21 protein-coding genes are annotated in these 23034 nt (G+C 65.2%); 10 read left to right on the top strand and 11 right to left on the bottom strand.

Annotated features, from left to right (window positions below; all coding sequences use genetic code 11):
* Window positions 1-3: 3 nt before the first annotated feature.
* Window positions 4-1605 (bottom strand): carboxyl transferase domain-containing protein, encoded by a 1602-nt coding sequence (locus B5483_RS16770; protein ID WP_079731235.1) that lies wholly within the window; start codon window positions 1603-1605, stop codon window positions 4-6.
* A gap of 330 nt (window positions 1606-1935) precedes the next feature.
* Window positions 1936-2961 carry a DUF2889 domain-containing protein gene (locus tag B5483_RS16765; RefSeq protein ID WP_079731234.1) on the bottom strand — a complete coding sequence of 342 codons (1026 nt, stop codon included), beginning with the start codon at window positions 2959-2961 and terminating at the stop codon, window positions 1936-1938.
* Between the two features lie 227 nt (window positions 2962-3188).
* On the opposite strand from B5483_RS16765, the gene B5483_RS16760 reads away from it, so the two are divergent.
* On the top strand, window positions 3189-4643 hold the full coding sequence (locus tag B5483_RS16760; protein WP_054947129.1) for an NAD-dependent succinate-semialdehyde dehydrogenase: 1455 nt from the start codon (window positions 3189-3191) through the stop codon (window positions 4641-4643).
* Between the two features lie 25 nt (window positions 4644-4668).
* On the opposite strand, the gene B5483_RS16755 is transcribed toward B5483_RS16760, so the two are convergent.
* From B5483_RS16755 to B5483_RS16740, 4 genes are all read right to left on the bottom strand, one after another.
* Complete coding sequence (locus tag B5483_RS16755; protein WP_079731233.1) at window positions 4669-5526, bottom strand: DUF2182 domain-containing protein; 858 nt, start codon at window positions 5524-5526, stop codon at window positions 4669-4671.
* Entirely contained in the window at window positions 5526-6158 is a 633-nt protein-coding gene (locus tag B5483_RS16750) for a DUF1326 domain-containing protein (RefSeq protein ID WP_054947131.1), read from the bottom strand. The genes B5483_RS16755 and B5483_RS16750 overlap by 1 nt, the downstream gene beginning before the upstream one ends.
* A 409-nt stretch (window positions 6159-6567) precedes the next feature.
* Window positions 6568-7104 carry an inorganic diphosphatase gene (gene ppa, locus B5483_RS16745; RefSeq protein ID WP_007012444.1) on the bottom strand — a complete coding sequence of 179 codons (537 nt, stop codon included), beginning with the start codon at window positions 7102-7104 and terminating at the stop codon, window positions 6568-6570.
* Window positions 7105-7213: 109 nt separating this feature from the next.
* Window positions 7214-9148 carry a M61 family metallopeptidase gene (locus B5483_RS16740; RefSeq protein ID WP_079731232.1) on the bottom strand — a complete coding sequence of 645 codons (1935 nt, stop codon included), beginning with the start codon at window positions 9146-9148 and terminating at the stop codon, window positions 7214-7216.
* Between the two features lie 168 nt (window positions 9149-9316).
* Here B5483_RS16740 and hisS point away from each other — a divergent pair, with 168 nt between their 5' ends.
* The 6 genes from hisS to metK all read left to right on the top strand — a co-directional run bounded on the left by hisS (window position 9317) and on the right by metK (window position 16483).
* Complete coding sequence (gene hisS, locus B5483_RS16735; RefSeq protein WP_054947133.1) at window positions 9317-10561, top strand: histidine--tRNA ligase; 1245 nt, start codon at window positions 9317-9319, stop codon at window positions 10559-10561.
* Complete coding sequence (gene prfA / locus B5483_RS16730) at window positions 10558-11628, top strand: peptide chain release factor 1 (RefSeq protein ID WP_079731231.1); 1071 nt, start codon at window positions 10558-10560, stop codon at window positions 11626-11628. The genes hisS and prfA overlap by 4 nt, the downstream gene beginning before the upstream one ends.
* Complete coding sequence (gene prmC / locus B5483_RS16725; RefSeq protein ID WP_079731230.1) at window positions 11621-12454, top strand: peptide chain release factor N(5)-glutamine methyltransferase; 834 nt, start codon at window positions 11621-11623, stop codon at window positions 12452-12454. Before prfA ends, prmC begins: the two co-directional genes overlap by 8 nt.
* Before the next feature lie 241 nt (window positions 12455-12695).
* Window positions 12696-13469 (top strand): DUF4167 domain-containing protein, encoded by a 774-nt coding sequence (locus B5483_RS16720; RefSeq protein WP_079731229.1) that lies wholly within the window; start codon window positions 12696-12698, stop codon window positions 13467-13469.
* Window positions 13470-13539: 70 nt separating this feature from the next.
* The gene (gene lnt / locus B5483_RS16715; RefSeq protein WP_079731228.1) at window positions 13540-15222 is read left to right on the top strand and encodes an apolipoprotein N-acyltransferase; all 1683 of its coding nucleotides are present in this window, start codon (window positions 13540-13542) and stop codon (window positions 15220-15222) included.
* Window positions 15223-15265: 43 nt separating this feature from the next.
* Window positions 15266-16483 (top strand): methionine adenosyltransferase, encoded by a 1218-nt coding sequence (metK, locus tag B5483_RS16710; RefSeq protein WP_054947163.1) that lies wholly within the window; start codon window positions 15266-15268, stop codon window positions 16481-16483.
* A 123-nt stretch (window positions 16484-16606) separates the two neighbouring features.
* Here metK and B5483_RS16705 read toward each other — a convergent pair whose 3' ends face one another.
* Window positions 16607-16903 carry a recombinase family protein gene (locus tag B5483_RS16705; protein ID WP_245829329.1) on the bottom strand — a complete coding sequence of 99 codons (297 nt, stop codon included), beginning with the start codon at window positions 16901-16903 and terminating at the stop codon, window positions 16607-16609.
* 170 nt (window positions 16904-17073) lie between these two features.
* On the opposite strand from B5483_RS16705, the gene B5483_RS16700 reads away from it, so the two are divergent.
* The gene (locus B5483_RS16700) at window positions 17074-17937 is read left to right on the top strand and encodes a sulfurtransferase (RefSeq protein ID WP_079731227.1); all 864 of its coding nucleotides are present in this window, start codon (window positions 17074-17076) and stop codon (window positions 17935-17937) included.
* 9 nt (window positions 17938-17946) lie between these two features.
* On the opposite strand, the gene B5483_RS16695 is transcribed toward B5483_RS16700, so the two are convergent.
* The 4 genes from B5483_RS16695 to B5483_RS16680 form a co-directional block, all read right to left on the bottom strand.
* Window positions 17947-18630 carry a glutathione S-transferase family protein gene (locus tag B5483_RS16695; RefSeq protein WP_054947139.1) on the bottom strand — a complete coding sequence of 228 codons (684 nt, stop codon included), beginning with the start codon at window positions 18628-18630 and terminating at the stop codon, window positions 17947-17949.
* A gap of 39 nt (window positions 18631-18669) precedes the next feature.
* Window positions 18670-19215, bottom strand: a complete 546-nt coding sequence (locus B5483_RS16690; protein WP_079731226.1) for a glutathione peroxidase — start codon at window positions 19213-19215, stop codon at window positions 18670-18672.
* Between the two features lie 114 nt (window positions 19216-19329).
* Complete coding sequence (locus B5483_RS16685) at window positions 19330-19983, bottom strand: CoA transferase subunit B (RefSeq protein ID WP_079731225.1); 654 nt, start codon at window positions 19981-19983, stop codon at window positions 19330-19332.
* Complete coding sequence (locus B5483_RS16680; protein ID WP_176168087.1) at window positions 19983-20705, bottom strand: CoA transferase subunit A; 723 nt, start codon at window positions 20703-20705, stop codon at window positions 19983-19985. Before B5483_RS16680 ends, B5483_RS16685 begins: the two co-directional genes overlap by 1 nt.
* 89 nt (window positions 20706-20794) lie before the next feature.
* Between B5483_RS16680 and B5483_RS16675 the strand changes: the two genes are divergently transcribed.
* Window positions 20795-21688, top strand: a complete 894-nt coding sequence (locus B5483_RS16675; protein ID WP_079731224.1) for a LysR family transcriptional regulator — start codon at window positions 20795-20797, stop codon at window positions 21686-21688.
* A 119-nt stretch (window positions 21689-21807) separates the two neighbouring features.
* Entirely contained in the window at window positions 21808-22590 is a 783-nt protein-coding gene (locus B5483_RS16670; RefSeq protein WP_054947164.1) for a universal stress protein, read from the top strand.
* Window positions 22591-23034: the final 444 nt, after the last annotated feature.

Below are 23034 nucleotides of genomic sequence, written 5' to 3'. Positions count from 1 at the left end.
CCATTACATCCTGAACACGCCGAATTGCGGACCTTCGGGCATCGGCGCCTCGAGCGCTGCAGCCAGCGCAAGACCCAGCACGTCACGGGTCTGCGCCGGGTCGATCACGCCGTCGTCCCACAGCCGCGCGGTGGCGTAATAGGGATTGCCCTCATCCTCGTACTTCTGGCGGATCGGCGCCTTGAAGGCCTCGGCCTCGCGCTCGTCCCACTGGTCGGCGTCACGGTGGACGGTCGCCAGCACGCTTGCCGCCTGCTCGCCGCCCATCACCGAGATGCGGGCATTGGGCCAGGTGAACAGGAAACGCGGGGCGTAGGCCCTGCCGCACATGCCGTAATTGCCCGCCCCGAAGGACCCGCCGATCAACACGGTGATCTTGGGCACGCTGGCCGTCGCCACGGCGGTGACCAGCTTGGCGCCGTGCTTGGCGATACCTTCCGCCTCGTACTTGCCGCCGACCATGAAGCCCGAGATGTTCTGGAGGAACAGCAGCGGGATTTTGCGCTGGCAGGCCAGTTCGATGAAGTGCGCACCCTTCTGTGCGCTCTCGGAGAACAGCACGCCGTTGTTGGCAAGGATCGCCACCGGCATGCCGTGGATATGCGCAAAGCCGCAGACCAGCGTACTGCCGTAGAGCGCCTTGAACTCATGGAACTCGCTGCCGTCGACGACGCGGGCGATCACCTCGTGCACGTCGTAGGGCGCGCGTACGTCTTCGGGGATCACCGCGTAGAGTTCCTCCGGATCGTACTTGGGCGGGCGCGGTTCCTGCAGGCGCAGGTCGTGCATGTGCTCAGGGCCGAGATGGCTGACGATGTCGCGCACGATCGTCAGCGCGTGTTCGTCGTTGTCGGCCAGGTGGTCGGTCACGCCCGACTTGCGCGAATGGAGATCGCCGCCGCCCAGGTCCTCGGCGGAGATGACTTCACCCGTCGCCGCCTTTACCAGCGGCGGACCGGCGAGGAAGATGGTGCCCTGCTCCTTCACGATCACCGTCTCGTCCGACATCGCCGGAACGTAGGCGCCGCCCGCGGTGCACGATCCCATGACGCAGGCGATCTGGGCGATGCGCCGGGCGCTCATGTTGGCCTGATTGAAGAAGATCCGGCCGAAGTGGTCCCTGTCGGGGAAGACCTCGGCCTGATGGGGCAGGTTGGCCCCGCCGGAATCGACGAGGTAGATGCACGGCAGGTTGTTCTCGAGCGCGATCTCCTGCGCCCGCAGGTGCTTCTTGACCGTCATCGGGTAATAGGTCCCGCCCTTGACGGTCGCATCGTTGCACACGATCATGCACTGGCGACCCGAAACGCGGCCGATCGCGGTGATGAGGCCCGCGCCGGGGATGTCTTCTCCATAAAGGCCGTTGGCTGCAAGCTGCCCCAGTTCGAGCAGCGGCGAACCGGGATCGAGCAGGCGCTCCACCCGCTCGCGCGGGAGCAGCTTGCCGCGGCTGACGTGGCGCTGGCGCGACTTCTCGCTACCGCCCAGCGCTGCCTTGGCGACCCTCTCACGCAGTTCGTCTGCCAATGCACGGTTGTGCAAGGTGCGGGCCCGGGCCTCGGGACTCTCGAGATTGATGCTGGTCTGGAGGACAGGCGCACTCATGCCCGGATCGTCCTTGTCGCTGCTGTGAGCATAACCCTCTTCACCGGTTCGTTCTGATTTGCAGCATCTATGTACCAAGGGCGAAACCTGTGGGGAAATTGAAAGTTTCCGGGGTACTTTATAGACAGTGTCTATGAACGATCGGCGAGTTCATAAAGGATTTGCAGTGTGGAGAGCGGCAATCCGGTTCATGTCTTCCCAACCCGAACCCGGGCTTGCGGGATGGCGCCGGAATGGCGGGAACCCCGCCTTCGCGGGGATGCCGAAGGGGCAGGGGTATGCGATGGGAATCGGACAGGCGCGGCACGGTTAGGCGAACTGGCGCGAAGCTCAGGCCTCTTGCGGCAGGCGCGCCACCAAGCCCGGAATGTCTGCCAAGGCGCGCAGGGCGTCGTTGAGGTGGGTGCAGCCGGCAGGGCCGCGCAGCATGGACAGGACTTCGTCGCGCATGTCGCCGATGCGCTTGCCGACCAGCCTCTGGGCATTGGCGATTGCGCCGGGGCATTCCGAGAAGGGCAGGATGCGCGCTTCGGGTTCGATGGAGAGGATCTCCAGCGCCCCGGTATCCACCGTGACGCGCAGGTTGTACTCGTGAATGGCGACGCGGCCGCCCTGCTTGAGCTTGGCGCTGTCCTGAAAGGCGGAGTCGATGCGGATGACCCCGGCGGCGCGATCGCGCATGACATCGATGCGGCGCGCCCGGCGGAATCCGGGGCCCGGAGCTTGCGGGAATGCGTGCCAGCCTTCGGGATCGGCAGGGTTGCGCAAGTGCCCCGCGTCGGCATCGGCAACCGCATAGGGCGGCCCCTCGGGTGAGACACCGCTGTGCCCTTCCTTGAGCCCCCAGCAGATGTTCACGCGCTGCTCCAACTGCTTGCGATAAGCGACCTCGCCCACCTGCTCGCGGTGCCGTGCCATCAGTTCCGGCTCCCACTGCCACCGCGCGAAGGCAGAGACGAGCGCGGTGCCCGATATGTCGTCGAGCGTCAGGTAGAGCGGATCGTACGCGGCAATCAGCTCGGGCATGCGCTCTGCCAACACCATGCGCAGATGGCCTCCGCCGCGCTCCCCGACCAGTTGACCGATCTTGGGATAGCCCGGTTCGGCAAGGATCGTGCGGATCGTCTTGTCGTCACCGATGCGCGCTTCGAAGGAACCTTCGGCGCAGACCTGCCCTGCGCCCCCCGTTGCCGGCGTGACGAGGTCGCGCGCGCGTCCGAAGAAGAGGCGTTCGCCGTCCAGCCCATCGGGCCAGCAAACGTCGATGCTGCTCGTGCGGCGCACCGAATCCGCCGGCCTGATCGGTGCAGGATTGGCGGTGCTGCGCGGAGGCGGGGGCAGTTGGCTTGCAGTCATGACGTCCCCGTGTCCTGCTTTCCCGGTTCGATCAAGTCCGACCCACAGGATTTGAAGTTGCCCTGCCGGTAATGAATATGCAGCAATGCTAGTCCTATGGTCTGCGCTCGGGCGCTGCGACCCGGCGGCATTGAACAGTTGCCACGAGGTAATCACCACCCTATCGATCACCCAAAGAAACGGCCCTGCCTGTCGGGGTCGACTTGAAGAACAGGGAAACTACTAGAATGGCGTACACCGACTTCCTCAAGCAGCAGTGCTACATCGACGGCAAGTGGTGCGATGCCGATTCTGGTGCCACCTTCGAAGTGACCGACCCCGGCAGCGGCAAAGTTCTCGGAACCGTGCCGAAGATGGGCAAGGACGAAACCGCGCGGGCCATCGATGCCGCCGAAGCCGCCCTGCCCGGCTGGCGGGCCAAGACGGCGGGTGAGCGCGCCAAGTTGCTGCGCAAGTTGTACGAACTGATGATGGAGCACCAGGACGACCTGGGCGAGCTGCTCAGCCGCGAACAGGGCAAGCCCTTCGCCGAGGGCAAGGGCGAAATCGCCTATGGTGCCGGGTTCATCGAATGGTTCGGCGAAGAGGGCAAGCGCGCCTATGGCGACGTCATCCCCAGCCATGCCGCTGATCGCCGCATCGTCGTGATCAAGCAGGGCGTCGGCGTCGTCGGCGCGATCACTCCCTGGAACTTCCCCAATGCGATGATCACCCGCAAGCTCGGCCCGGCACTGGCGGCAGGCTGCACCATCGTCATCAAGCCCGCGTCGGCCACGCCCTATTCCGCGCTGGCCATCGCGGCGCTGTGCGAAATGGCGGGCATCCCGGCCGGCGTCGTCAATGTCGTGACCGGCAGTGCTGGCCAGATCGGCTCGGAGCTCACCAGCAATCCCAAGGTCGCCAAGATCACTTTCACCGGCTCGACCGAGATCGGCCGCGACCTGCTGCGCGAGAGCGCCGAAACGATCAAGAAGTGCTCGATGGAACTCGGCGGCAATGCCCCGTTCCTCGTCTTCGACGATGCCGATGTCGACGCCGCGATCGACGGCGCAATGATCTCCAAGTTCCGCAATGGCGGCCAGACCTGCGTGTGCACCAACCGCTTCTACGTGCAGGACGGCGTCTATGACGAGTTCGTCGAGAAGCTGGCCAAGCGGGTTTCGACGATGAAGGTCGGCTACGGCATGGACTCCGGCACCGACATCGGCCCGATGATCGATGAAAAGGCAGTCGAGAAAGTCGAGGAACACCTCGAAGACGCCAAGGCCGGCGGCGCCACCGTTCTGGCCGGCGGCCAGCGCAACGCCCTGGGCGGCACTTTCTTCAACCCGACCGTGATCGCAGGGGTGAAGCCCGACATGAAGATCGCCCGGGAAGAGACTTTCGGCCCGCTCGCCGGCGTTATCCGCTTCAAGGACGAGGCCGACGCCATCGCCATGGCCAACGACACCGAATTCGGCCTTGCCAGCTATTTCTATGCACGCGACCTCAGCCGCGTGTGGCGCGTCGCCGAAGCGCTGGAGGCAGGTATGGTCGGGATCAACACCGGCCTGATCTCCACCGAAGTGGCCCCCTTCGGCGGGGTCAAGCAGTCGGGCCTGGGCCGCGAAGGTTCGCACTACGGCCTCGATGACTTCATGGAAGTGAAGTACCTGTGCATGGGCATCCAGCCCAGCGCCTGACTCCGACCTCAGGTTACGCCTCGGGTCACGCCAGGACGATCCACGTGCCCCAGGCGATGCAAGCCAGCCCCCCGGCAATCGCGATCCAGCGACCGCCGGGGAGCAGCTTCTCGGCGGCCACGACAAGCGTCAGGAACGCGATCCAGACGAGGTTCATCACGCCTCCGACGAACAGCAGCGCCATCAGCAGCCAGCAACATCCGGCGCAGTATGCCCCATGCAGCAGCCCCATGCGCAACGCGCCCGCCCGCCCGGGGCGATAGTGCCGCGTGAGGAACTGCGCGGGATTGCGGCAATGGCGCAGGCAGGTCTCCTTGAAGGGCGATAGCTGGTAGAGCCCGGCAAGAAGGAGAACGACGGCGGAGAACGGCCGGCTGACCGAGACCATGTCCATACCGGCCATGATCCCGGCCCGTTCAAGCGCCATCTGCAGGACCGTCGCGACGAACGAGAACAGTCCCCAGACAAGCAGGTAGCCGGACAGGAAACTGCCCGTCGCGGGGCGGGATCCGGCGGCCCCGGCGCTTCCGGCACGGGCGTGGAGCAGGATGGTGGAGGCCGCGGACGGCAGCATCATCGCCACCATCATCACCCACCACATCGCGAACGTGAGCAGGAAACGCGACAGGGCCCAGGGTGCAGCGGCCTCCGCCATCCCCGGCATCGCCCCCATCGATGCGCCCATGTGGCCGCTCATCGCATTGTCCGAGCCGTGCATCGTTGCCGGCGCGCCCGGCATCGGGTCAGGGAACCGGAAGCCCGGAGCCATGCCCGTGCCCGCTCCGCTCGCCAGCCAGATCCACGCCAATACCGTCAGGGCGAAGAGCATGGCGACGGTAACGGCGCGATGCCGTGTCAGCATGCCCTCAAGGGCGGTGGCCATCAGGCGCGCACGACCCCGTGGCTGTCGAGATGCAGGTTCGCGAACTGGCCATAGCTGTGGGAATGCTCGAGCTTCATCGGCGCGAAGGACCTGCTGGAACCGGACCCGATCTCGGCGATCTCGTATTCGAAGCCTTCGGGCAGGTTAATGCGGGCGCGCACTTCGGCGCCGTTCACCGGGCTGCGGATCGGCTCGCCGTCCATCTCGACATGCCCTTCGATACGCAGCCGCCCGGTCCGCCCGTCGACGTCGACATCGAACTCGATCGGCACGAATCCGGGCGGGTGCATCGTCTCGATCGTCGAGGCGAAGACGGCGAACACCGTGGCGAAGGGATCGGTATCGCCGCCGGTCATGATCGTCAGAAGGGCATTGCGCTGTTCTTCGGTGGCCCGTTCATCGACGAAGGCGGCGCATTCGCCATGGCCTTCGTGGATGGGGCCGGGCCAGGAAAAGACGGCGGCGATGTTGAGTCCGGAAAGGTCGGTATCGCCGTGGACGCCTTCGTCTATCGCCATGCCGAAGACGGCCTGGCAATTGCCCTTGTCCGGCAGGCCGCCGAACTGGCAGTTGCAGCCGTACTCGCAATTGCAGTTGGCGAGTTCACGTCCCTTGAGTTTCCAGTATGCCATTGCTTCATCTCCCGTGAGCAATGCAGGCGCGCTGTCCGGCGCGCTCGGTATCCGTCTTTTAGCACGTTTCGTATGGCGAAGGGCTCTATTTGCGGTCCCGAGGGAGGTAATCCGACAGAACCCGGGCCTACGCCCTCTTCTTCACCGGGAATCGGCCCGAAAACGCCCGCCTGCACGCCCGGGGAGAGGGCACTTGCGGCGACTCGCATAGAGGCGCCGACGCGGCACCCGGTCGGGGCTGGCGGGCAGGGAAAACCTCAGCGAAGCCGCCCGGCGAACGCCCCTGCCACAGGCCAAAGGGAAAAAACCACGATTCCAGAATGACAAAGGGCCGACGATTTGCACCGTCGGCCCCCGTTCCACATGGGGGAGTGGAACTCGTGGTGTCCGCGCGACTCAGTAGAGTCCCTTAGCGCGTGGATTCCTTATAGCGCTCAATCGCCTCGACGACGATTTTCCGCGCTTCGTTGGCATCGCCCCACGTCCCGACACGTACCCACTTTTCCTTCTCGAGGTCCTTATAGTGGGTGAAGAAGTGCTCAATCTGGCTGAACACGATCTCGGGAAGGTCGGTCTTTTCCTTGACGTCCGAGTAGTAGGGGAACGTCGAGTCCACCGGCACGCAGACCAGCTTCTCGTCGCCGCCATGCTCGTCCTCGAGGTTGAGGACGGCGATCGGACGGGCGCGCACGACGCAGCCCGGGATGAAGGGCGAACGCGCAACGACCAGCGCATCGAGCGGGTCACCGTCGGGCGACAGCGTGTGCGGCACGAAACCGTAGTTGGCCGGGTAGCGCATCGGCGTATGCAGGATGCGGTCGACGAACAGGGCGCCGGAGGCCTTGTCGAATTCGTACTTAACGGGCTCGCCGCCAGTCGGCACTTCGATGATGACGTTGAGGCTTTCCGGCGGATTGTCGCCGACGGGAATCATGTCGATGCGCATATTATTCCTTACTTGTGCAGACGTGAGTCCGCTGACCGCGGTACTATTGCGGTGCGCGGCTTAGCCTCGCCCCTGTTGCGTCGCAACAGGCTAATGGTCGTAGACTGATTTAGTTGCGACGGGCCGCAAGCAGGCGGTCGAGGCCGTTTTCCCTGCCGGGCGTCGTCGATACCAGCCAGGGCCAACGCATGCCGTCATGATAGTCGACCGGGACGGTCATGACCCTGTCGCCGCGCCGCACAACGATCTGCAGCGGCTCCTTGCGCGACTTGGCCGCGGTGATCGCCTTGGTCATCGCATCGGCGGAATAGACCGTGCCGTCGACCGCAATGATCTTCGCGCCCGTCACGATGCCGGCGTTGAAGGCCGGGCTGTCCCAGACGACCCCGCTGACATCGCCGTCCTTGTCGACTGTCATGCCCAGCGAATGCGAAAGGTAGAGGCTGCCGTACTTGTCGACGAGCGCCTTGTCGTAAGGATTGGGCACGTCCTTGAACACGACCTGGTAACCTGCCTTCTCGATCCCCGCGTAAGGCGCGCCGCGCCCCGGCAGGTCGATCCGGTCCTTGAGGAAACTTGCCCAGTCATGCGGGTAGATTCCGTTGAGCGTCGCCACGACTTCGTCGAAGCCGTAGCGCAGGGTCGGTGCAGTGCCTTCGCGGTAGGAGAAGAACGCCTTGGCGAAATCGTCGAGGCCCTTGCGGCCGTTGGTGCCTTCGCGAATCAGTTGGTCGGCCTCGAGCCAGACCAGCGCGCCTTCCCAGTAATAGTCCTCGGTGCGGGCCATCGAGGCATAGGGCTTGGGCTTGCGGGCGGCGAAGACCGGATCGAACGTCGTGTCTTCCACCGAACGCCAGCCGCGTCCCGGATTGCCGGCGAGTCCAGCGGCCGCACGTGCGATCGCGCCGAGCACGGTGTCCTTTTCCTGCACGCCCGACCGCACCGCAAGAACCTGGCCCCAGAACTGGGTCTGGCCTTCATAGACCCACAGCAGGTTGTCCTGCATCGGCGTACGGTAGTCCGGCGTCCACAGCTTGGCAGGGCGGCGGTACTTGCCGTTCCAGCTATGGGTGAATTCGTGCGGCAGGACGTTGCGGTCCCAGTCCATGCCCTTCCAGTCGACGAAGGCGCGCGGCTCGAGCTGGTTCTCGCTCGAACGCAGGTGCTCCAGGCCGATGCCGCCGATCTTGCTCGAAAGCGCGACGAGGAATTCGTAGTGGTCGAAGGCCGGCTTGCCGAACAGATAGAGTGCCTGGTCGGAGAGCGCACGAAGCTTCGCGAGGTTTTCCGGCGCAAGGTCCAGCAGTTCGGGCGAATCCGCCACGGCATCGAGCGAGACCTTATTGCCCAGATCGAAGCGGCGATAGTTGGCGCCCGCGAATATCGGAGAATCGACGAGTTCCTCGTAATTCGTCTCGGCCCAGGCGTAGCGGTCGCCCGCCCGGGTTTCGCCGTCCAGCGCGGTGGCCGCGGTCCAGCCCTTGGGGAAGGTCACGCTGGGGCGCACCCTGATTTGGCTGACATAGTGCCCGGCCGGATAGAGGCTCATCTTCTCCCACTGCAGGTTGAGCATCTCGGGAGTCACCGTCACGCGGCCCTCGGATGCCTGCAGGGGCGAGGTATGGATGAAACGGGCCACGACCTTGCGGGCATTGGCGGGCAGGTCGACGTGGAAGGCATAGACCTCGATCGGGTCGCGCTCCCAGCTCACCGGCTTGCCGTCGACGGTGAAGCGCAAGTCGACCAGCTCCGCGAGCGACCCGCGCGGTCCATGGTTGCCGGGCAGCCACTGCGGGAACAGCAGCGTCAGCCGTTCGGTCCCGGGCGCGACGGGAATCGTCTCGGTCACCTTGTACGTCGCGCGAGTCACGTCGCTCGCATCGATGTCGAGCTGGATCGTCCCGCCCGGCCAGGGGGTGTCGACCGCATCGGGCACCGTCGGGCTGGCCATCTCGATGCGGCTCGGCTCAGCGGAGATCGCCGGAACCGAAGTGGAAAGGCAAAGGGCGGAAAGAAGCGTTGCAACCGCAGGAATATTTTTCATGGGCCCGGGTTTTGGCAACCCCACCGCGCGAGCGCAACCGCAAGCGTGACTGGACCGTGCAACCTTCCCGATTTGGACCGGATCCGTTACCACATCGGGACCGATGGGCTGCGCCTTGCCCAGCAGCGGTCTTCCCCCGCAGCCCCATTCCCGCTAAGCGCGCGCGTCATGAGCAGCACACCACAGGCTATCCGCGGAACCCAGGACATTTTCGGCAGTGACGCCGAGGCTTTCGCGCATGTCGTCGAAACCTTCGAACGCGTGCGCAAGCTCTACCGCTTCCGCCGCGTCGAAATGCCGGTCTTCGAGAAGACCGCCGTATTCTCGCGTTCGCTGGGAGAGACGACCGATGTCGTTTCCAAGGAAATGTACTCCTTCGAGGATCGCGGCGGCGAATCGCTGACCCTGCGTCCCGAATTCACCGCAGGAATCGCCCGCGCCTACCTCACCAATGGCTGGAAGCAGTTCGCACCGCTCAAGGTTGCGACCCACGGCCCGCTTTTCCGGTATGAGCGCCCGCAGAAGGGCCGCTACCGCCAGTTCCACCAGATCGACGCCGAAGTGATCGGCGCGGCCGAACCGATGGTCGACGTCGAGCTTCTCGTCATGGCCGACCAACTGCTCAAGGAACTGGGCATTGCCGAAGGCGTCACGCTGCAGCTCAATACCCTGGGCGATGCCGCCAGCCGCGAAGCCTGGCGCGCCGCGCTGATCGAGTACTTCCGCGATCACAAGGCCTCGCTCAGCGAGGATTCGCAGGATCGCCTCGAACGCAACCCGCTGCGTATCCTCGATTCCAAGGACCCGCGCGACAAGCCCTTCACCGCCGATGCGCCGAAGATCGACGACTTCCTCTCGGCCGAGGCGCAGGACTTCTTCGGACAGGTGACACAAGGGCTCGACGCGGCCTCGGTGGACTATGTGCGCGCGCCGGCCCTTGTGCGCGGGCTCGACTACTACCGCCACACTGCGTTCGAATTTGTGACAGACCGGCTCGGCGCGCAGGGCACCGTGCTCGGCGGCGGCCGCTACGACGGCCTGCTCGAAGCGCTGGGCGGCCCGGCGACCCCGGCAGTCGGCTGGGCAGCTGGCATCGAACGCCTCTCGATGCTGGTCGCCGATGCCGGCGCCCTCGAGGAAGCGCCGCTCACGGTAATCCTCGCGGTCGAGGACGACACGGCCCTGCCCTATGCGCAGAAGGCGATTACCGCGCTGCGCCACCAGGGCATCGATGCCGAGATGATCGCCACCGGCTCACCGCGCAAGCGCTTCGACAAGGCGGTCAAGCTCGGCGCGAAAGTGCTCGTCTCGTTCGTGATGCGCGACGGCGTGCCCGTCGCCAACTTGCGCGCGGCCGATCCGACGGCGGAATACCTCGCGGTCGAGCAGGTCATCCAGTCGATCCGGCCGTGAGCGTTTCGGACACCCGTCTTGCCCAACTCGGCGTGCGGTTTGCCGAACTGGAGGCGCGCCTTGCTTCCGGCACGCTGGAGGGCGAGGCTTTCGTTACCGCCAGCCGCGACTATGCCGAACTGGAACCGGTAGCGCGCGTCGCCGCCGAAATCGTTTCGATGCGCGAGGAACTGGCGAGCCTGCAGAAGCTCGACGACCCCGATCCCGAAATGCGGGCCCTGGCGGACGAGGAAGTGGCACGGATCAAGTTCGAACTGCCCGAGGCCGAGCGCAAGCTCGCCATTGCCATGCTGCCCCGCGATGCCGCGGACAGCCGCCCGGCGATGCTTGAAATTCGCGCCGGCACCGGCGGGGACGAGGCCGCGCTGTTCGCCGCCGACCTCTATCGCATGTACGAACGCTTCGCGGCCGAACAGGGCTGGAAGGTCGAGATGATCTCGGCCAATGCCAGCGATATCGGCGGCTTCAAGGAAGTGGTAGCCAACGTCTCGGGCACCGGGGTCTTCGCGAAGCTCAAGTTCGAAAGCGGCGTGCACCGCGTCCAGCGCGTGCCGGTGACCGAAAGCGGCGGGCGCATCCACACGTCGGCGGCAACCGTCGCGGTCCTGCCCGAGCCCAGCGAAGTCGACGTCCAGATCGAGGACAAGGACCTCAAGATCGACATCTACCGCGCCAGCGGCGCCGGCGGACAGCACGTCAACACCACCGATTCAGCGGTGCGCATCACCCACCTGCCAACCGACATAGTGGTGACCTGCCAGGACGAGCGCAGCCAGCACAAGAACAAGGCCAAGGCGATGCAGGTCCTGCGCGCGCGCCTCTATGAAAAGATGCGCGACGAGGCGCAGGGCGCCGAGGCCGAAGCGCGCAAGGCGATGGTCGGATCGGGCGACCGTTCCGAACGCATCCGCACCTACAACTTCCCGCAAGGGCGTGTGACCGACCACCGTATCAACCTGACCCTGCACCGGCTGCCCGAGATCCTCGAAGGTCCGGGCCTCGGCGAACTCGTCGATGCGCTGATCGCCGAGGACGAGGCCAAGCGCCTTGCCGCCATGGATGCCTGAAGACACCGTCGCCGCGGCGATCCGCGAGGCTGCGCAGCGGCTGGCCGCAAGCAGCGACACGGCCCGGCTCGACGCCGAAGTGCTGATGGCCCACGCCCTTGGCGCGACCCGTTCCGAGCTGCTGTTGCGCCACATGGGCGGGCCCGTGCCTGCAGGCTACGAAGCGCTGGTGATGCGGCGCATCGCGCACGAGCCGGTCGCCTACATCGTCGGAGAGCAGGAGTTCTTCGGCCTGCCCTTCGCAGTCTCAAGCGACGTCCTGATCCCGCGCGGCGACAGCGAAGTCCTTGTCGAGACCGCGCTTGCAGCCCGGCCCCGGGCGCGCAGGATTCTCGATTGCGGGACCGGATCGGGCGCGCTGCTGCTGGCCGTGCTCTCGCAGCTTCCCGAAGCGCACGGCATCGGCATCGACCGCTCGCCCGGGGCCCTTGCCGTCGCCCGGGCCAATGCCCAGTCCCTTGGCCTTGCCGAGCGCACCGCACTTGTCGAGGCCGACTGGCACGTACCGTGCTGGGCCGATGCCTTGGGCGGCCCGTTCGACCTGATCCTCGCCAATCCGCCCTATGTCGAGGACGATGCTCCGCTCGACCGGTCGGTACGGGCGTTCGAACCGGCGGGCGCCCTGTTTTCGGGGCCGGAGGGGCTTGACGACTACCGCATCCTCATCCCCCAATTGCGCGGCCTGCTTGCCCCCTCGGGACTGGCGCTGGTCGAAATCGGCCATGCCCAGGCCGATGCCGTCAGCGCCATCGGCCACGCCGCCGGGCTCTCGACGCAGCTTTATCGTGATCTGGCAAATCGACCACGAGTCCTAGGATTTTGGTGAATAACGCAAGATTTCGCTTGGAATCGGGCGCTGGAGTGCCTAAGCCTAATAACGAACCCGGACATGGATGAAACTTCCCATGCACGGTTCACCTCCACAATTTGCAATCGGTGCAGCTTACGGCGCCTCGACTGAGCAGATTTGGAAATCACGGCAATCACAGCGAACCGTGAACTTGCGACGTGCGGCTGAACCGCCAGACATTCTGGACGGCAGCCAGGGGTTTTGAGGAACGTTATCCTTGAATAACAATCGTGGTAATAACCGCAGGCGTGGCCGCGGCAATAACCGTCAGCAGGGCGGGCAGCAGATGAACCGGATCGACAGCAGGGCGCGGGGCAATGCACCGCAGCTGCTGGAGAAATATCGGAAGCTGGCCCATGACGCGCACCTCAATGGGGATCGCGTTCAGGAGGAATACTACCTCCAGTTTGCTGACCACTACTTCCGTGTCATTGCCGACCAGAAGCAGCGACAGGAAGAATCGCGCCAGCCGCGCCGCGACGATCGTTCGCAGGATTACGGCGACGACGCCGGTTCCGAGGACGAGAACGACGGCGAGGCCCCGCGCTATCACCAGCAGGATCGCGGCCAGCGCTACCAGCGCAGCAACGAAGCCCCTGTCGAACAGGTGGAAGCCAGGGAAGAGGCCGACGTCAACGACGGTTCGATTTACGAACCGCCGCAAAACCCCTTCGTGCGCGACAATCGTGGCGCCCGTGGCGGCCTGAAACAGCGCAAGCCGCGTCGCGGCGATGACGCAGGAGACGGCAATGACGAAGCCGGCGAAGAGTCCGAAGCCGCGCAGACCGCCTCCGAAGGGTTCGATCCGGCAACCCTGCCGCCCCCGATCTCGGCCAAGGCGGAAGACAAGCCCAAGCGCCGCACCCGCGCCAAGGCCAAGCCGGAAGCCGGCGAAGAGGGCGAGGAAAAGCCCAAGCGTCGCCGGACCCGCAAGCCCAGCGCGTCGAGCGAAGACGGCAACGGCGGAAGTGCGCTGGAAACTGTAGACTGATACGACAACCAATCCGGCCGCGCGCAACTTCGCTTGCGTCGCGGCCGGGCTGGCTTACATACCGGCGCCGATGAATTCTCCTCGGCACGCTCCGGCCTCCCGCAATCCCCTGTCGATCCTCGACCGCTTCCCGCGCCTTGGCGCGGGCCTGCTTGCGATCGTCGCGGGCGCTGTCGCCGCCTGCGGATTCCAGCCGCTCTCGCTCTGGCCGCTGACCCTCGCAGGGATTGCCATTCTCGCCGAACTGGTCATGCGATGCGCCAGCGGGCGCAGTGCCTTTCTGGTCGGCTGGAGCTTCGGCCTTGGCCACTTCACCCTCGGCAACAACTGGATCGCGACTGCCTTCACCTACCAGGCGGAAATGCCCGCATGGCTGGGCGGAATCGCGGTGTTCCTGCTCTCGCTTTTCCTCGCGATCTATCCCGGCCTTGCCGCGCTGTGCGCATGGCTGGCACTCAAGGCCGGCCGCAGGGGCAAGGCCGCGGCACCGGCGGCTCCCACAGCATTCCTGATCGTCCTTTTCGCCCTGCCGGCCGCCTGGATCGTGACCGAGTGGCTGCGCGCGTGGGTCTTCACCGGGTTTTCGTGGAATCCGCTGGGCGTCGCCCTGCTCGGCCAGTTCGACACGCGCGGACTGGCGCTGCTGGCCCCGTGGATCGGGACCTACGGCCTGTCCGGCGTGCTCGTTCTGCTGGCCTGCATACCGGGCTACTTTGCCCGTCTGGGCGCTCCGCGCTGCGGCTTGGGCCGCTGGATCTGGGTACTTGCCCCGGTGGCGATTGCGGCTCCGCTCGTGCTGGTGATGACCGGGCCTGACCGCTGGGCCAAGCGCGAGGAAGGTGAGATCCGCTATACCCTCGTCCAGCCCGACCTGCGGCAGGAGGTCATCGACGATCCGCGCCAGTACGAAGCGAACTTCATCAAGCTCGCCATGCTCTCGCTGCAGCGTCGACCGGGCGAGAAGCGCGTGGTGTTCTGGCCGGAATCGGGCCTTGGCGACTACCTGCGCGACGGTTACCCCGATTACCTCTACCGCATGTACACCTATGCCGGAGATCCGCTGCTGGCCCGCCAGCGCATCGGCCGCATGATCGGTCCGTACAGCGTCTTGCTGACCGGCGCGGTCGACCTGGTGATGAAGGACGACAAGAACGTTGGCGCGCGCAATACCGTCACCGCCTTCGACGGCGAAGGGCACATCCTGGCCAGCTATTCCAAGGCACACCTCGTGCCCTACGGCGAATATCTCGCCCTGCGCTGGCTGCTCGAACCGCTGGGGGCGCGCCGCCTCGTGGCCGGATCGCTGGACTTCTGGCCCGGGCCGGGGCCGCGCACCCACGATTTGGGCAGCTACGGCGAGGCCGGCATCCAGATCTGCTACGAGATCATCTTCAGTGGGCAGGTGGTCGATCCGCGCAATCGCCCGGACTACATCTTCAATCCCTCGAACGACGGCTGGTTCGGCACCTGGGGGCCGCCGCAGCATCTGGCTCAGGCCCGACTGCGCGCGATCGAGGAAGGCCTGCCGATCCTGCGTTCGACCACCACCGGCATCAGCGCCGTCGTCGATGCCGACGGGATCGTGCGCCAGTTCGTTCCCTGGCACCGCGCCGGACGCCTCGACGGACGCATCCCACCTCCGCACGAACCGACGCTTTTCGCCCGCTACGGCAATGTCCTCCCGCTCGCTTTCAGCGCATTCCTTGCCCTTCTGGCGCTTTCCGTGGTTGCACTCGGCCGCCGCGGGAGGTAAATGGCAATAGACATAAAGCAATCTTTATATCCCGGTGCCCAACATGCGCAGTGACTACGTCTTTACCTCCGAGAGCGTCTCGGAAGGCCATCCCGACAAGGTTTCGGACCAGATTTCCGATGCCATCGTCGATCTTTTCCTCTCGCGTGACCCCGAAGCGCGCGTCGCATGCGAGACGCTCACCACCACCCAGCGCGTCGTGCTGGCGGGCGAAGTGCGCGGCAAGGGCATGATCGACCGCAACGGCCACTGGGAAGAAGGCGCGCAGGAGGAAATCCAGCGCGTCGTGCGCGAAACCGTGCACCGCATCGGCTACGAGCAGGACGGCTTCCACTGGAAGGACCTGACCTTCGAGAACCACCTGCACCCGCAGAGCGCCGACATCGCGCAGGGCGTCGATTCGGCCGGCAACAAGGACGAAGGCGCGGGCGACCAGGGGATCATGTTCGGCTTCGCCTGCGACGAGACGCCCGACCTGATGCCGGCGACGCTCGACTACAGCCACAAGATCCTCCAGCGCCTTGCCGACGACCGCAAGTCGGGCGAAGCACCGTTCCTCGAGCCCGACGCCAAGAGCCAGGTCACCCTGCGCTTCCGTAACGGCGTGCCGGTTGCCGCGACTGCCGTCGTCGTCTCGACCCAGCACAAGCCGGGCTACCACGAGGGCGAGAAGGAAGCGCAGCTCAAGGACTACGTGAAGCGCGTCGTCACCGAGATCCTGCCCGAAGGCTTCGTGACCGGCGAGACGGTGTTCCACATCAACCCGACCGGCAAGTTCGAGATCGGCGGACCCGACGGCGATGCCGGGCTCACCGGCCGCAAGATCATCGTCGATACCTACGGCGGCGCAGCCCCGCACGGCGGCGGTGCATTCTCGGGCAAGGACCCGACCAAGGTCGACCGCTCGGCGGCCTACGTCACCCGCTACCTTGCCAAGAACGTCGTTGCGGCGGGCCTTGCCAAGCGCTGCACGATCCAGGTGTCCTACGCGATCGGCGTGTCCGAGCCGCTGTCCCTCTACGTCAACCTGCACGACACCGGCACGGTGAGCGAGGAAGCGCTGGAAGCCGCGATCACCAAGGTCGCCAAGGCGCGTCTGGGCGGCCTCACCCCGCGCGGCATCCGCGTCGGGCTCGGCCTCAACAAGCCGATCTACGCCTGCACGGCGGCCTATGGTCACTTCGGCCGCCAGCCCAGCGGCGACCTGTTCCCCTGGGAACGCACCGACCTGGTGGACGACCTCAAGGCCGCGCTGGCCTGATCCGGTCCGGGGGCGCGCAATTGGCAATGTCAAATATCGGCAGCCGATTGGCGAATTGAACCGGGCTGACGAGCTTTGGAATGACCGGGTTAAAACCTCGGTCATTCCGCTCTCTTGGCACGCTCAGCAAAGTGGCCGTCGACTGTGGCCTGAGGTCATCGCTTCTTCGGCACGTTCGCGCTGAACGTCGCGACCGAACGTCATGAAAGCTGACACGGTTTGGAAGAACGCGCGGCCATTTGTCGCCGTGGTATCGATGCCTTCGCACAGTGACTGGAAATCGACTTCTCGTTCGCCGAGCGCTTGCAGATCCGAGACCAGGGTGATGAGCGAGCGCGACAGGCGATCGAGGCGCCAGACGATGATTTCGTCGCCGGGCTGCGCGTACGCGCACATCTCCATGTAGGCGGGCTTGATCACGGCGGGGACATGGATTGCCGATGCCACCCTCAAGGGCGTCGTGGCCGAGCGCGAGCATTACCTGAAAGTCCTGCGCATGGGCGGATCGGTCGCACCGACCCGCAGGCGTCGACATCGCGCCTGCCGATCCCTACTTCGATGCAGACAGGGAACTGAAAGCGCGAGACCTCATGAACCACAAGATGCCCTTCGAAACGCTGATCTCGGTCACGGACCTGCAGGCCCTGCTGGAAAGCGGCACGCCGGTACTGCTGCTCGACTGCGAATTCGATCTGGCCGCACCCGAAAAGGGCCGCACGGTCCATGCCGAAGGGCACCTGCCGGGCGCCCGCTATGCCCACCTCGACAATGACCTTGCCAGCGCGCCCAATGGCGCCAACGGCCGCCATCCCCTGCCCGATCGGGATGCCTTGGCCGCGTGGCTGCGCAGTCTCGGCCTGCGCAAGGGCCAGCAGGTCATCGCCTACGATTCGAACGGCGGAGCATGGGCGGCGCGGGCCTGGTGGCTGCTGCGCTGGATGGGCCATCGCGCTGTCGCGGTCCTCGACGGTGGCAAGCCCGCCTGGGTTGCCGACGGACATGACCTCACCAGCGAAGTACCCGAGGCGGTCAACGAAGGCGATTTCGCTCCGGGCGATCCGCTCGTCGGCGGAATCGTCAGCGCGCAGGACGTACTCGGCAACATCAGGGCCGGCGCGGCGCAAGTCCTCGATGCCCGCGATCCTTCGCGCTTTCGCGGCGATGCCAACCCGTTAGACCCCGTAGCGGGCCACATTCCGGGCGCGCGGAACCGCTTCTTTCGCGACAACCTCGATGGCGCAGGCCGATTCCGTTCGGCCGAGGAGCTGTCCGCGACCTTCTCCGCGCTGCTCGACGGCAAGCCGGCCGTCCTGAGCTGCGGATCGGGCGTGACTGCCTGCCATAATGCACTGGCCATGGAAATCGCGGGCCTGCCCGGCGCACGGCTCTACCCCGGATCGTGGAGCGAATGGATCAGCGATCCCGCCCGCCCGGTGGAAACCGGAGAGGCCTGAGCTTCCGGTTCAGCTCTTGCGGTAATCTGCGACGATCTCGCCGCATTCGGCAAGTTCCGCCTCGTGGCCTTCCTCGCGCCAGGCCTCGGTCAGGGCCTCGGCTTCCCATTGCCGCATGGCCGGATGGTCGAGCACATGATCGACCCATGCCTGTCCGCCGCCGACGTCGAGGCCATATGTGCGGATACGGAAGGCCACCGGCGCGTAGAAGGCATCGGCGGCGGTGAAATCGGGTCCGGCAAGCCACGGTCCGCCGAAGCGCGCCAGCGCTTGCTCGAACATCTCCCGCAGGCGTTCGACGTTCCGGCGCAACGCTTCGGACATCGGACGCGGCCGGACGCGCACGCCCACGTTCATCGTGCAGTCGTTGCGAAGGGCAGCAAAGCCGCCGTGCATTTCGGCGACGATGCTCTGCGCGAAAGCGCGCGCGGCCTCATCCTGCGGCCAGATGCCGGGGTGACGGTCGGCAAGATAGAGCGTGATCCCCAGCGAATCCCAGACGGTGCGTTCGCCATCGATCAGCGCCGGCACCTGGCCGGTGGGGGAAAAGCTGCGGAATTCATCGAAGTTCACCGGCCTGGTGAACGGTTCGATGCGGTCCTCGAAAGCGATGCCGAGGGCTTTCATCAGCACCCAGGGCCGCAGTGACCAGCTGGAATAGTTGCGATTCGCGGTGATCAGGACGTAGCTCATGCCCGGGCATGCTTTGCCGGGGCATGAGCGCTTGGCAAGCTACTTTGCGAGTTCGGCTTCGATCGCGCCGACAAGTTCGGGCGCGCCCGGTTCGACACCCGGAGCGAAGCGACCGGCAACGGTGCTGTCGCGGGCGATCAGGAACTTCTCGAAGTTCCACAGCACTTCGGGGTCCTGCGTCGGCGTCATGCCGAAACCCTTGAGCTTTTCGCGGAATTCCTCAGCAGGGCCGACCTTTTCCGGCTGTGCCTCGATCAGCGCGGCATAGAGCGGCTGCTTGCCCTCACCGGTGACGTCGGCCTTGGCGAAAAGCGGGAAGGAGACGCCGTAGTTGAGCGAGCAGAATTCCATGATCTCCTCATGGCTGCCCGGCTCCTGTGCGCCGAAATCGTTGGCCGGAAAGCCGAGGACTTCGAAACCCTTGTCCTTGTATGCGTTGTAGAGCTTTTCCAGTCCCTCGTATTGCGGGGTCAGGCCGCACCTGGAAGCGACATTGACCACGAGCAGGACCTTGCCCTCGTGGTTGGCGAGGCTGTCGCCAGCACCGTCGATGCGCGTCAGCGGAATGGCAGCAAGGTCGGTCATCTCCGAATTCTCCTGAGTCTTTGCTTTGGCACGGAGAATATGTGGCCCCGGCGTGACCGCTGCAAGTCAGCCGGGGCTTTGGGCCGCCCGGAGGAGCGGGCAGCCCAATTGTCTTCAGACCTCGTACTTGGCCGTGGTCTTGGCCGCCACTTCCTCAGCCGTGACGCCGGGTGCGAGTTCGACCAGCCTGAACGGGGAATTGTGGTCCGCACGCTGGAACACGCACAGGTCGGTGACGATCATGTCAACCACGTTCTTGCCGGTCAGCGGCAGGGTGCATTCGGGAATGAACTTGGGATCGCCGTTCTTGGAGGTGTGCTCCATGACGACGATGATCTTCTTCACGCCAGCCACGAGGTCCATCGCGCCGCCCATGCCCTTGATCATCTTGCCCGGAATCATCCAGTTGGCGATGTCACCGTTCTCGGCCACTTCCATCGCGCCCAGCACGGCCAGGTCGATATGCCCGCCGCGGATCATCGCGAAGCTGGTGGCGCTGTCGAAGAAGGCGGTCTGCGGCAGTTCGCTGACCGTCTGCTTGCCGGCGTTGATGAGATCGGGATCGACCTCGTCCGGATAGGGGAACGGCCCGATGCCGAGCATGCCGTTTTCCGACTGCAGGGTGACGGTCACGCCCTTGGGCACGTGGTTGGCGACCAGCGTCGGGATGCCGATGCCCAGGTTGACGTAGAAACCGTCTTCCAGTTCCTGCGCCGCGCGGGCGGCCATCTGGTTGCGATCCCAGCCCTTCTTGGTTTCCTCGGACATCAGGCGGTCTCCCTTTCGCGGGTCGTCGTGAATTCGATCTTCTTGTCGTAGGGGGCGCCGAGCACGAGGCGCTGGACGTAGACACCCGGCAGGTGGATGTGATCCGGTTCGAGCGCGCCGGTCGGCACGATCTCTTCCACTTCGACGATGCAGACCTTGCCGCAGGTCGCGGCGGGCACGTTGAAGTTGCGGGCGGTCTTGCGGAACACGACGTTGCCGCTCTCGTCCGCCTTCCACGCCTTGACCAGCGAAAGATCGGCGAAGATGCCGCGCTCGAGCACGTACTCCTGATCCACCCCGTTGGAATCGGCGAAGACCTTGGTTTCCTTGCCCTCGGCAACCTGGGTGCCGACGCCGGTCTTGGTGTAGAAGCCCGGGATGCCCGCGCCGCCGGCGCGCATGCGCTCGGCCAGGGTGCCCTGCGGACAGAATTCGACTTCCAGCTCTCCCGAAAGGAACTGGCGTTCGAACTCCTTGTTCTCGCCCACGTAGGAGGAGATCATCTTCTTCACCTGCCGCGTGCGCAGCAGCTTGCCGATGCCCTCGTTGTCGATGCCGGCATTGTTCGAGGCAAAGGTCAGGTCCTTGACCCCGCTGTCGCGCACGGCGTCGAGCAGGCGCTCGGGAATGCCGCAAAGGCCGAAACCGCCCGCGGCGATCAGCAGGCCGTCCTTGAGCAGCCCGTCGAGGGCGGCGTCTGCACTGGGATAGAGTTTGTTCATCAGATCTCCTCTCGCTTGCGCGATACCCTAGACATGCATTGACATTACGAATAGCGATTGTTTTTTATCTGTTTCGATAAGAAAGTTTTATGAAACGGATCGCGCTCTATCATCTGGAAACGCTCATGTGGATCGACCGCCTGGGCACTTTCGCCGCAGCGGCGCAGCGGCTGAACACCACCCAGCCGGCGATTTCCGCCCGGGTGCGCGAGATCGAGGAGCAACTGGGCCTCTCGCTGTTCCAACGCGACGGGCGCCGGATGGTTCTCACCGCGCGTGGACGCAGGCTGGTGCAGGCCTGCGAACCGCTGCGCAGCGGGCTGGAGCAGGTGCTGCTGGAAGCGAGCGACTTCGCCGGCGCAACGGGCGCGGTGCGCATCGGATCGGGCGAGATCGCCGCGGCAAGCTGCCTGCCCGCCTTCATCGGCGCGATCGAGCGCGAGCGGCCCGGCGTCACCATGGAAATCGAGCTCGACCTGACCGCGCGCCTGCTTCAGCAACTCCTGTCGGGCACGCGCGACATCGTCTTTCTCGCCGGACCGGTGGCCAGCCCCGGCATTCGCACGGCGCCGATCGGCTCGGTCGACCTCGTCTGGGTGGCCGGCCCTGCGGTGGCGCGCGCAGGCGGGTTCGCGCAGCCGTTGCCGGTCTGGTCGCTGCCCGATCACTCGCCGATCCACGCCGTCGCCATCGGCACTCTGGCGGTTCACGGCCTCTCGCCGCGGGCGGTGCACACCTGCAACAACGTGCGCACCATGATCGAGATCGTCAGCGGCGGCCAGGGCGCTGCGGTTCTGCCCGAAACCATGGTAAGAGAGCATCTGCACACAGGATCCCTAGTCGAAATCCTGCCCCGGCCGGAACAGAAGGTACATTTCGAAGCCGCGATTCGCACGCGTGAACGCGAACCGGTCATTCTCGAGCTGTTCGAAAGAGCGGCCCGGCTCTCGATCGACGCCCATCCGGAACAGGCCGCGCATTGAACGCTTTGAAATGAGACCAGACACCCGATCGCGGCAACAAACGCGATTAATGTTTGATCTCGGTCATGGCGGGGGCGTACCCTCTCGCTAAGGTTCGAAAATCAGTGGGAGAAATGGACATGCGCTCGATTCTCGTCAATGCGGACCGCAAGCCGGACAGCGAAGCCCGGATCAACACCGCGCTCGACCTCGCACGACGAACCGGCGGTCACGTCACCGTTCTCGTCGATACGCCGGTAACCCGCTACATCGCCATGGATCCCATGGGCGGCAGCTATGTGATCTCCGATGCGCTGGAACAGGCGCGCGGTGAAGACGATGCCGCCGCCGAAGCGATCGAGGCCCGCCTTTCGCGCGACGACGTGGCGTTCAATGTCCTGCGCAGCGAAGACGACCCGGTCAACGCCCTGGCCGGGGCGGCACGCCTGTCCGATCTCGTGATCGTATCGCGCGCAGGCGGACTGGCCGGCGAAGTGGCCCTGATATCCAGCACTCCGGTTCTCGCCCTGCCAGACGGCAAGGGGCTGGAAATCCCGATCCGCCGCGCCTGCATCGCCTGGGACGGCGGGGAACAGGCCGCGGCCGCGCTGCGCGCCTCGGTGCCGCTGCTGGCCGACTGCCAGATGGTGAAAGTGATCTCCGTTGCCGAGAAGCCGGGCGGCTATCCGGGCACCGAAGCGCTGCGCTATCTCTCGCGCCACGGCATTCATGCCGAGTTCGAGGAGCACCAGCGTCGCGGCTCGACCGAAGAGACGCTCGCCGCTGCCGTGGCGCAGAACCACGCCGAACTTCTGGTGATGGGAGCCTACGGCAAGAGCCGGATGCGCGAGTTCCTGTTCGGCGGCGTCACCGCCTACTTCCTCAATGAAGCAAAATCGCCGGCCCTGCTGCTGGTGCACTGACCGCTCAAGCCGGGCGTCCGCTTCACCACATGACCGCGCCCCGGTGCCGATCCGGGCTGCCGGGCGCGGGCGCGTAACTCTGATCCTGCCCCCGCCGCAACCGGTGCGTCGGATGTCGAAGACGGATCGCGAACCGAGTCGAGCCTCAGGGGCCCGGCACGGTTGGCGAGTCGCTGCTTGATTTGCGCATCGGATTTGACCGAATTCCCCTCCCAATGCAGTCCAGCGAGGCGATAAGCTGAACGCTATGGCAATAAGGTCCTGAGCTAGCTTAGGAGATTTCGCGTCGCAGCAGGATCACTCCGCGCACCCGGCACCGCAGCCAAAACCTGCAAGTATTACAATGAAATATGAAACCTGATTCGACTATGGACTAGGGGAATTTCCGGCGGATTTCGGAGATTTCGACGGATCTCTTGGCCTAATCGCAACTGTAATTGATTT

Origin of the sequence: Novosphingobium mathurense, assembly GCF_900168325.1 — a bacterium.
GTDB lineage: Bacteria > Pseudomonadota > Alphaproteobacteria > Sphingomonadales > Sphingomonadaceae > Novosphingobium > Novosphingobium mathurense.
This window is presented reverse-complemented; position numbering and strand designations above follow the sequence as displayed.

What these genes read in the sequence shown, in the direction of transcription:
- B5483_RS16695 (WP_054947139.1), bottom strand. Translation starts at nt 18,630, where the DNA reads ATGAGCTACGTCCTGATCACCGCGAATCGCAACTATTCCAGCTGGTCA.
- hisS (WP_054947133.1), top strand. Translation starts at nt 9,317, where the DNA reads ATGAGCAGCACACCACAGGCTATCCGCGGAACCCAGGACATTTTCGGC.
- B5483_RS16690 (WP_079731226.1), bottom strand. Translation starts at nt 19,215, where the DNA reads ATGACCGACCTTGCTGCCATTCCGCTGACGCGCATCGACGGTGCTGGC.
- metK (WP_054947163.1), top strand. Translation starts at nt 15,266, where the DNA reads ATGCGCAGTGACTACGTCTTTACCTCCGAGAGCGTCTCGGAAGGCCAT.
- B5483_RS16765 (WP_079731234.1), bottom strand. Translation starts at nt 2,961, where the DNA reads ATGACTGCAAGCCAACTGCCCCCGCCTCCGCGCAGCACCGCCAATCCT.
- B5483_RS16700 (WP_079731227.1), top strand. Translation starts at nt 17,074, where the DNA reads ATGAACCACAAGATGCCCTTCGAAACGCTGATCTCGGTCACGGACCTG.
- B5483_RS16685 (WP_079731225.1), bottom strand. Translation starts at nt 19,983, where the DNA reads ATGTCCGAGGAAACCAAGAAGGGCTGGGATCGCAACCAGATGGCCGCC.
- B5483_RS16675 (WP_079731224.1), top strand. Translation starts at nt 20,795, where the DNA reads ATGAAACGGATCGCGCTCTATCATCTGGAAACGCTCATGTGGATCGAC.
- B5483_RS16770 (WP_079731235.1), bottom strand. Translation starts at nt 1,605, where the DNA reads ATGAGTGCGCCTGTCCTCCAGACCAGCATCAATCTCGAGAGTCCCGAG.
- B5483_RS16680 (WP_176168087.1), bottom strand. Translation starts at nt 20,705, where the DNA reads ATGAACAAACTCTATCCCAGTGCAGACGCCGCCCTCGACGGGCTGCTC.
- prmC (WP_079731230.1), top strand. Translation starts at nt 11,621, where the DNA reads ATGCCTGAAGACACCGTCGCCGCGGCGATCCGCGAGGCTGCGCAGCGG.
- lnt (WP_079731228.1), top strand. Translation starts at nt 13,540, where the DNA reads ATGAATTCTCCTCGGCACGCTCCGGCCTCCCGCAATCCCCTGTCGATC.
- B5483_RS16755 (WP_079731233.1), bottom strand. Translation starts at nt 5,526, where the DNA reads ATGGCCACCGCCCTTGAGGGCATGCTGACACGGCATCGCGCCGTTACC.
- B5483_RS16740 (WP_079731232.1), bottom strand. Translation starts at nt 9,148, where the DNA reads ATGAAAAATATTCCTGCGGTTGCAACGCTTCTTTCCGCCCTTTGCCTT.
- B5483_RS16670 (WP_054947164.1), top strand. Translation starts at nt 21,808, where the DNA reads ATGCGCTCGATTCTCGTCAATGCGGACCGCAAGCCGGACAGCGAAGCC.
- ppa (WP_007012444.1), bottom strand. Translation starts at nt 7,104, where the DNA reads ATGCGCATCGACATGATTCCCGTCGGCGACAATCCGCCGGAAAGCCTC.
- B5483_RS16760 (WP_054947129.1), top strand. Translation starts at nt 3,189, where the DNA reads ATGGCGTACACCGACTTCCTCAAGCAGCAGTGCTACATCGACGGCAAG.
- B5483_RS16750 (WP_054947131.1), bottom strand. Translation starts at nt 6,158, where the DNA reads ATGGCATACTGGAAACTCAAGGGACGTGAACTCGCCAACTGCAATTGC.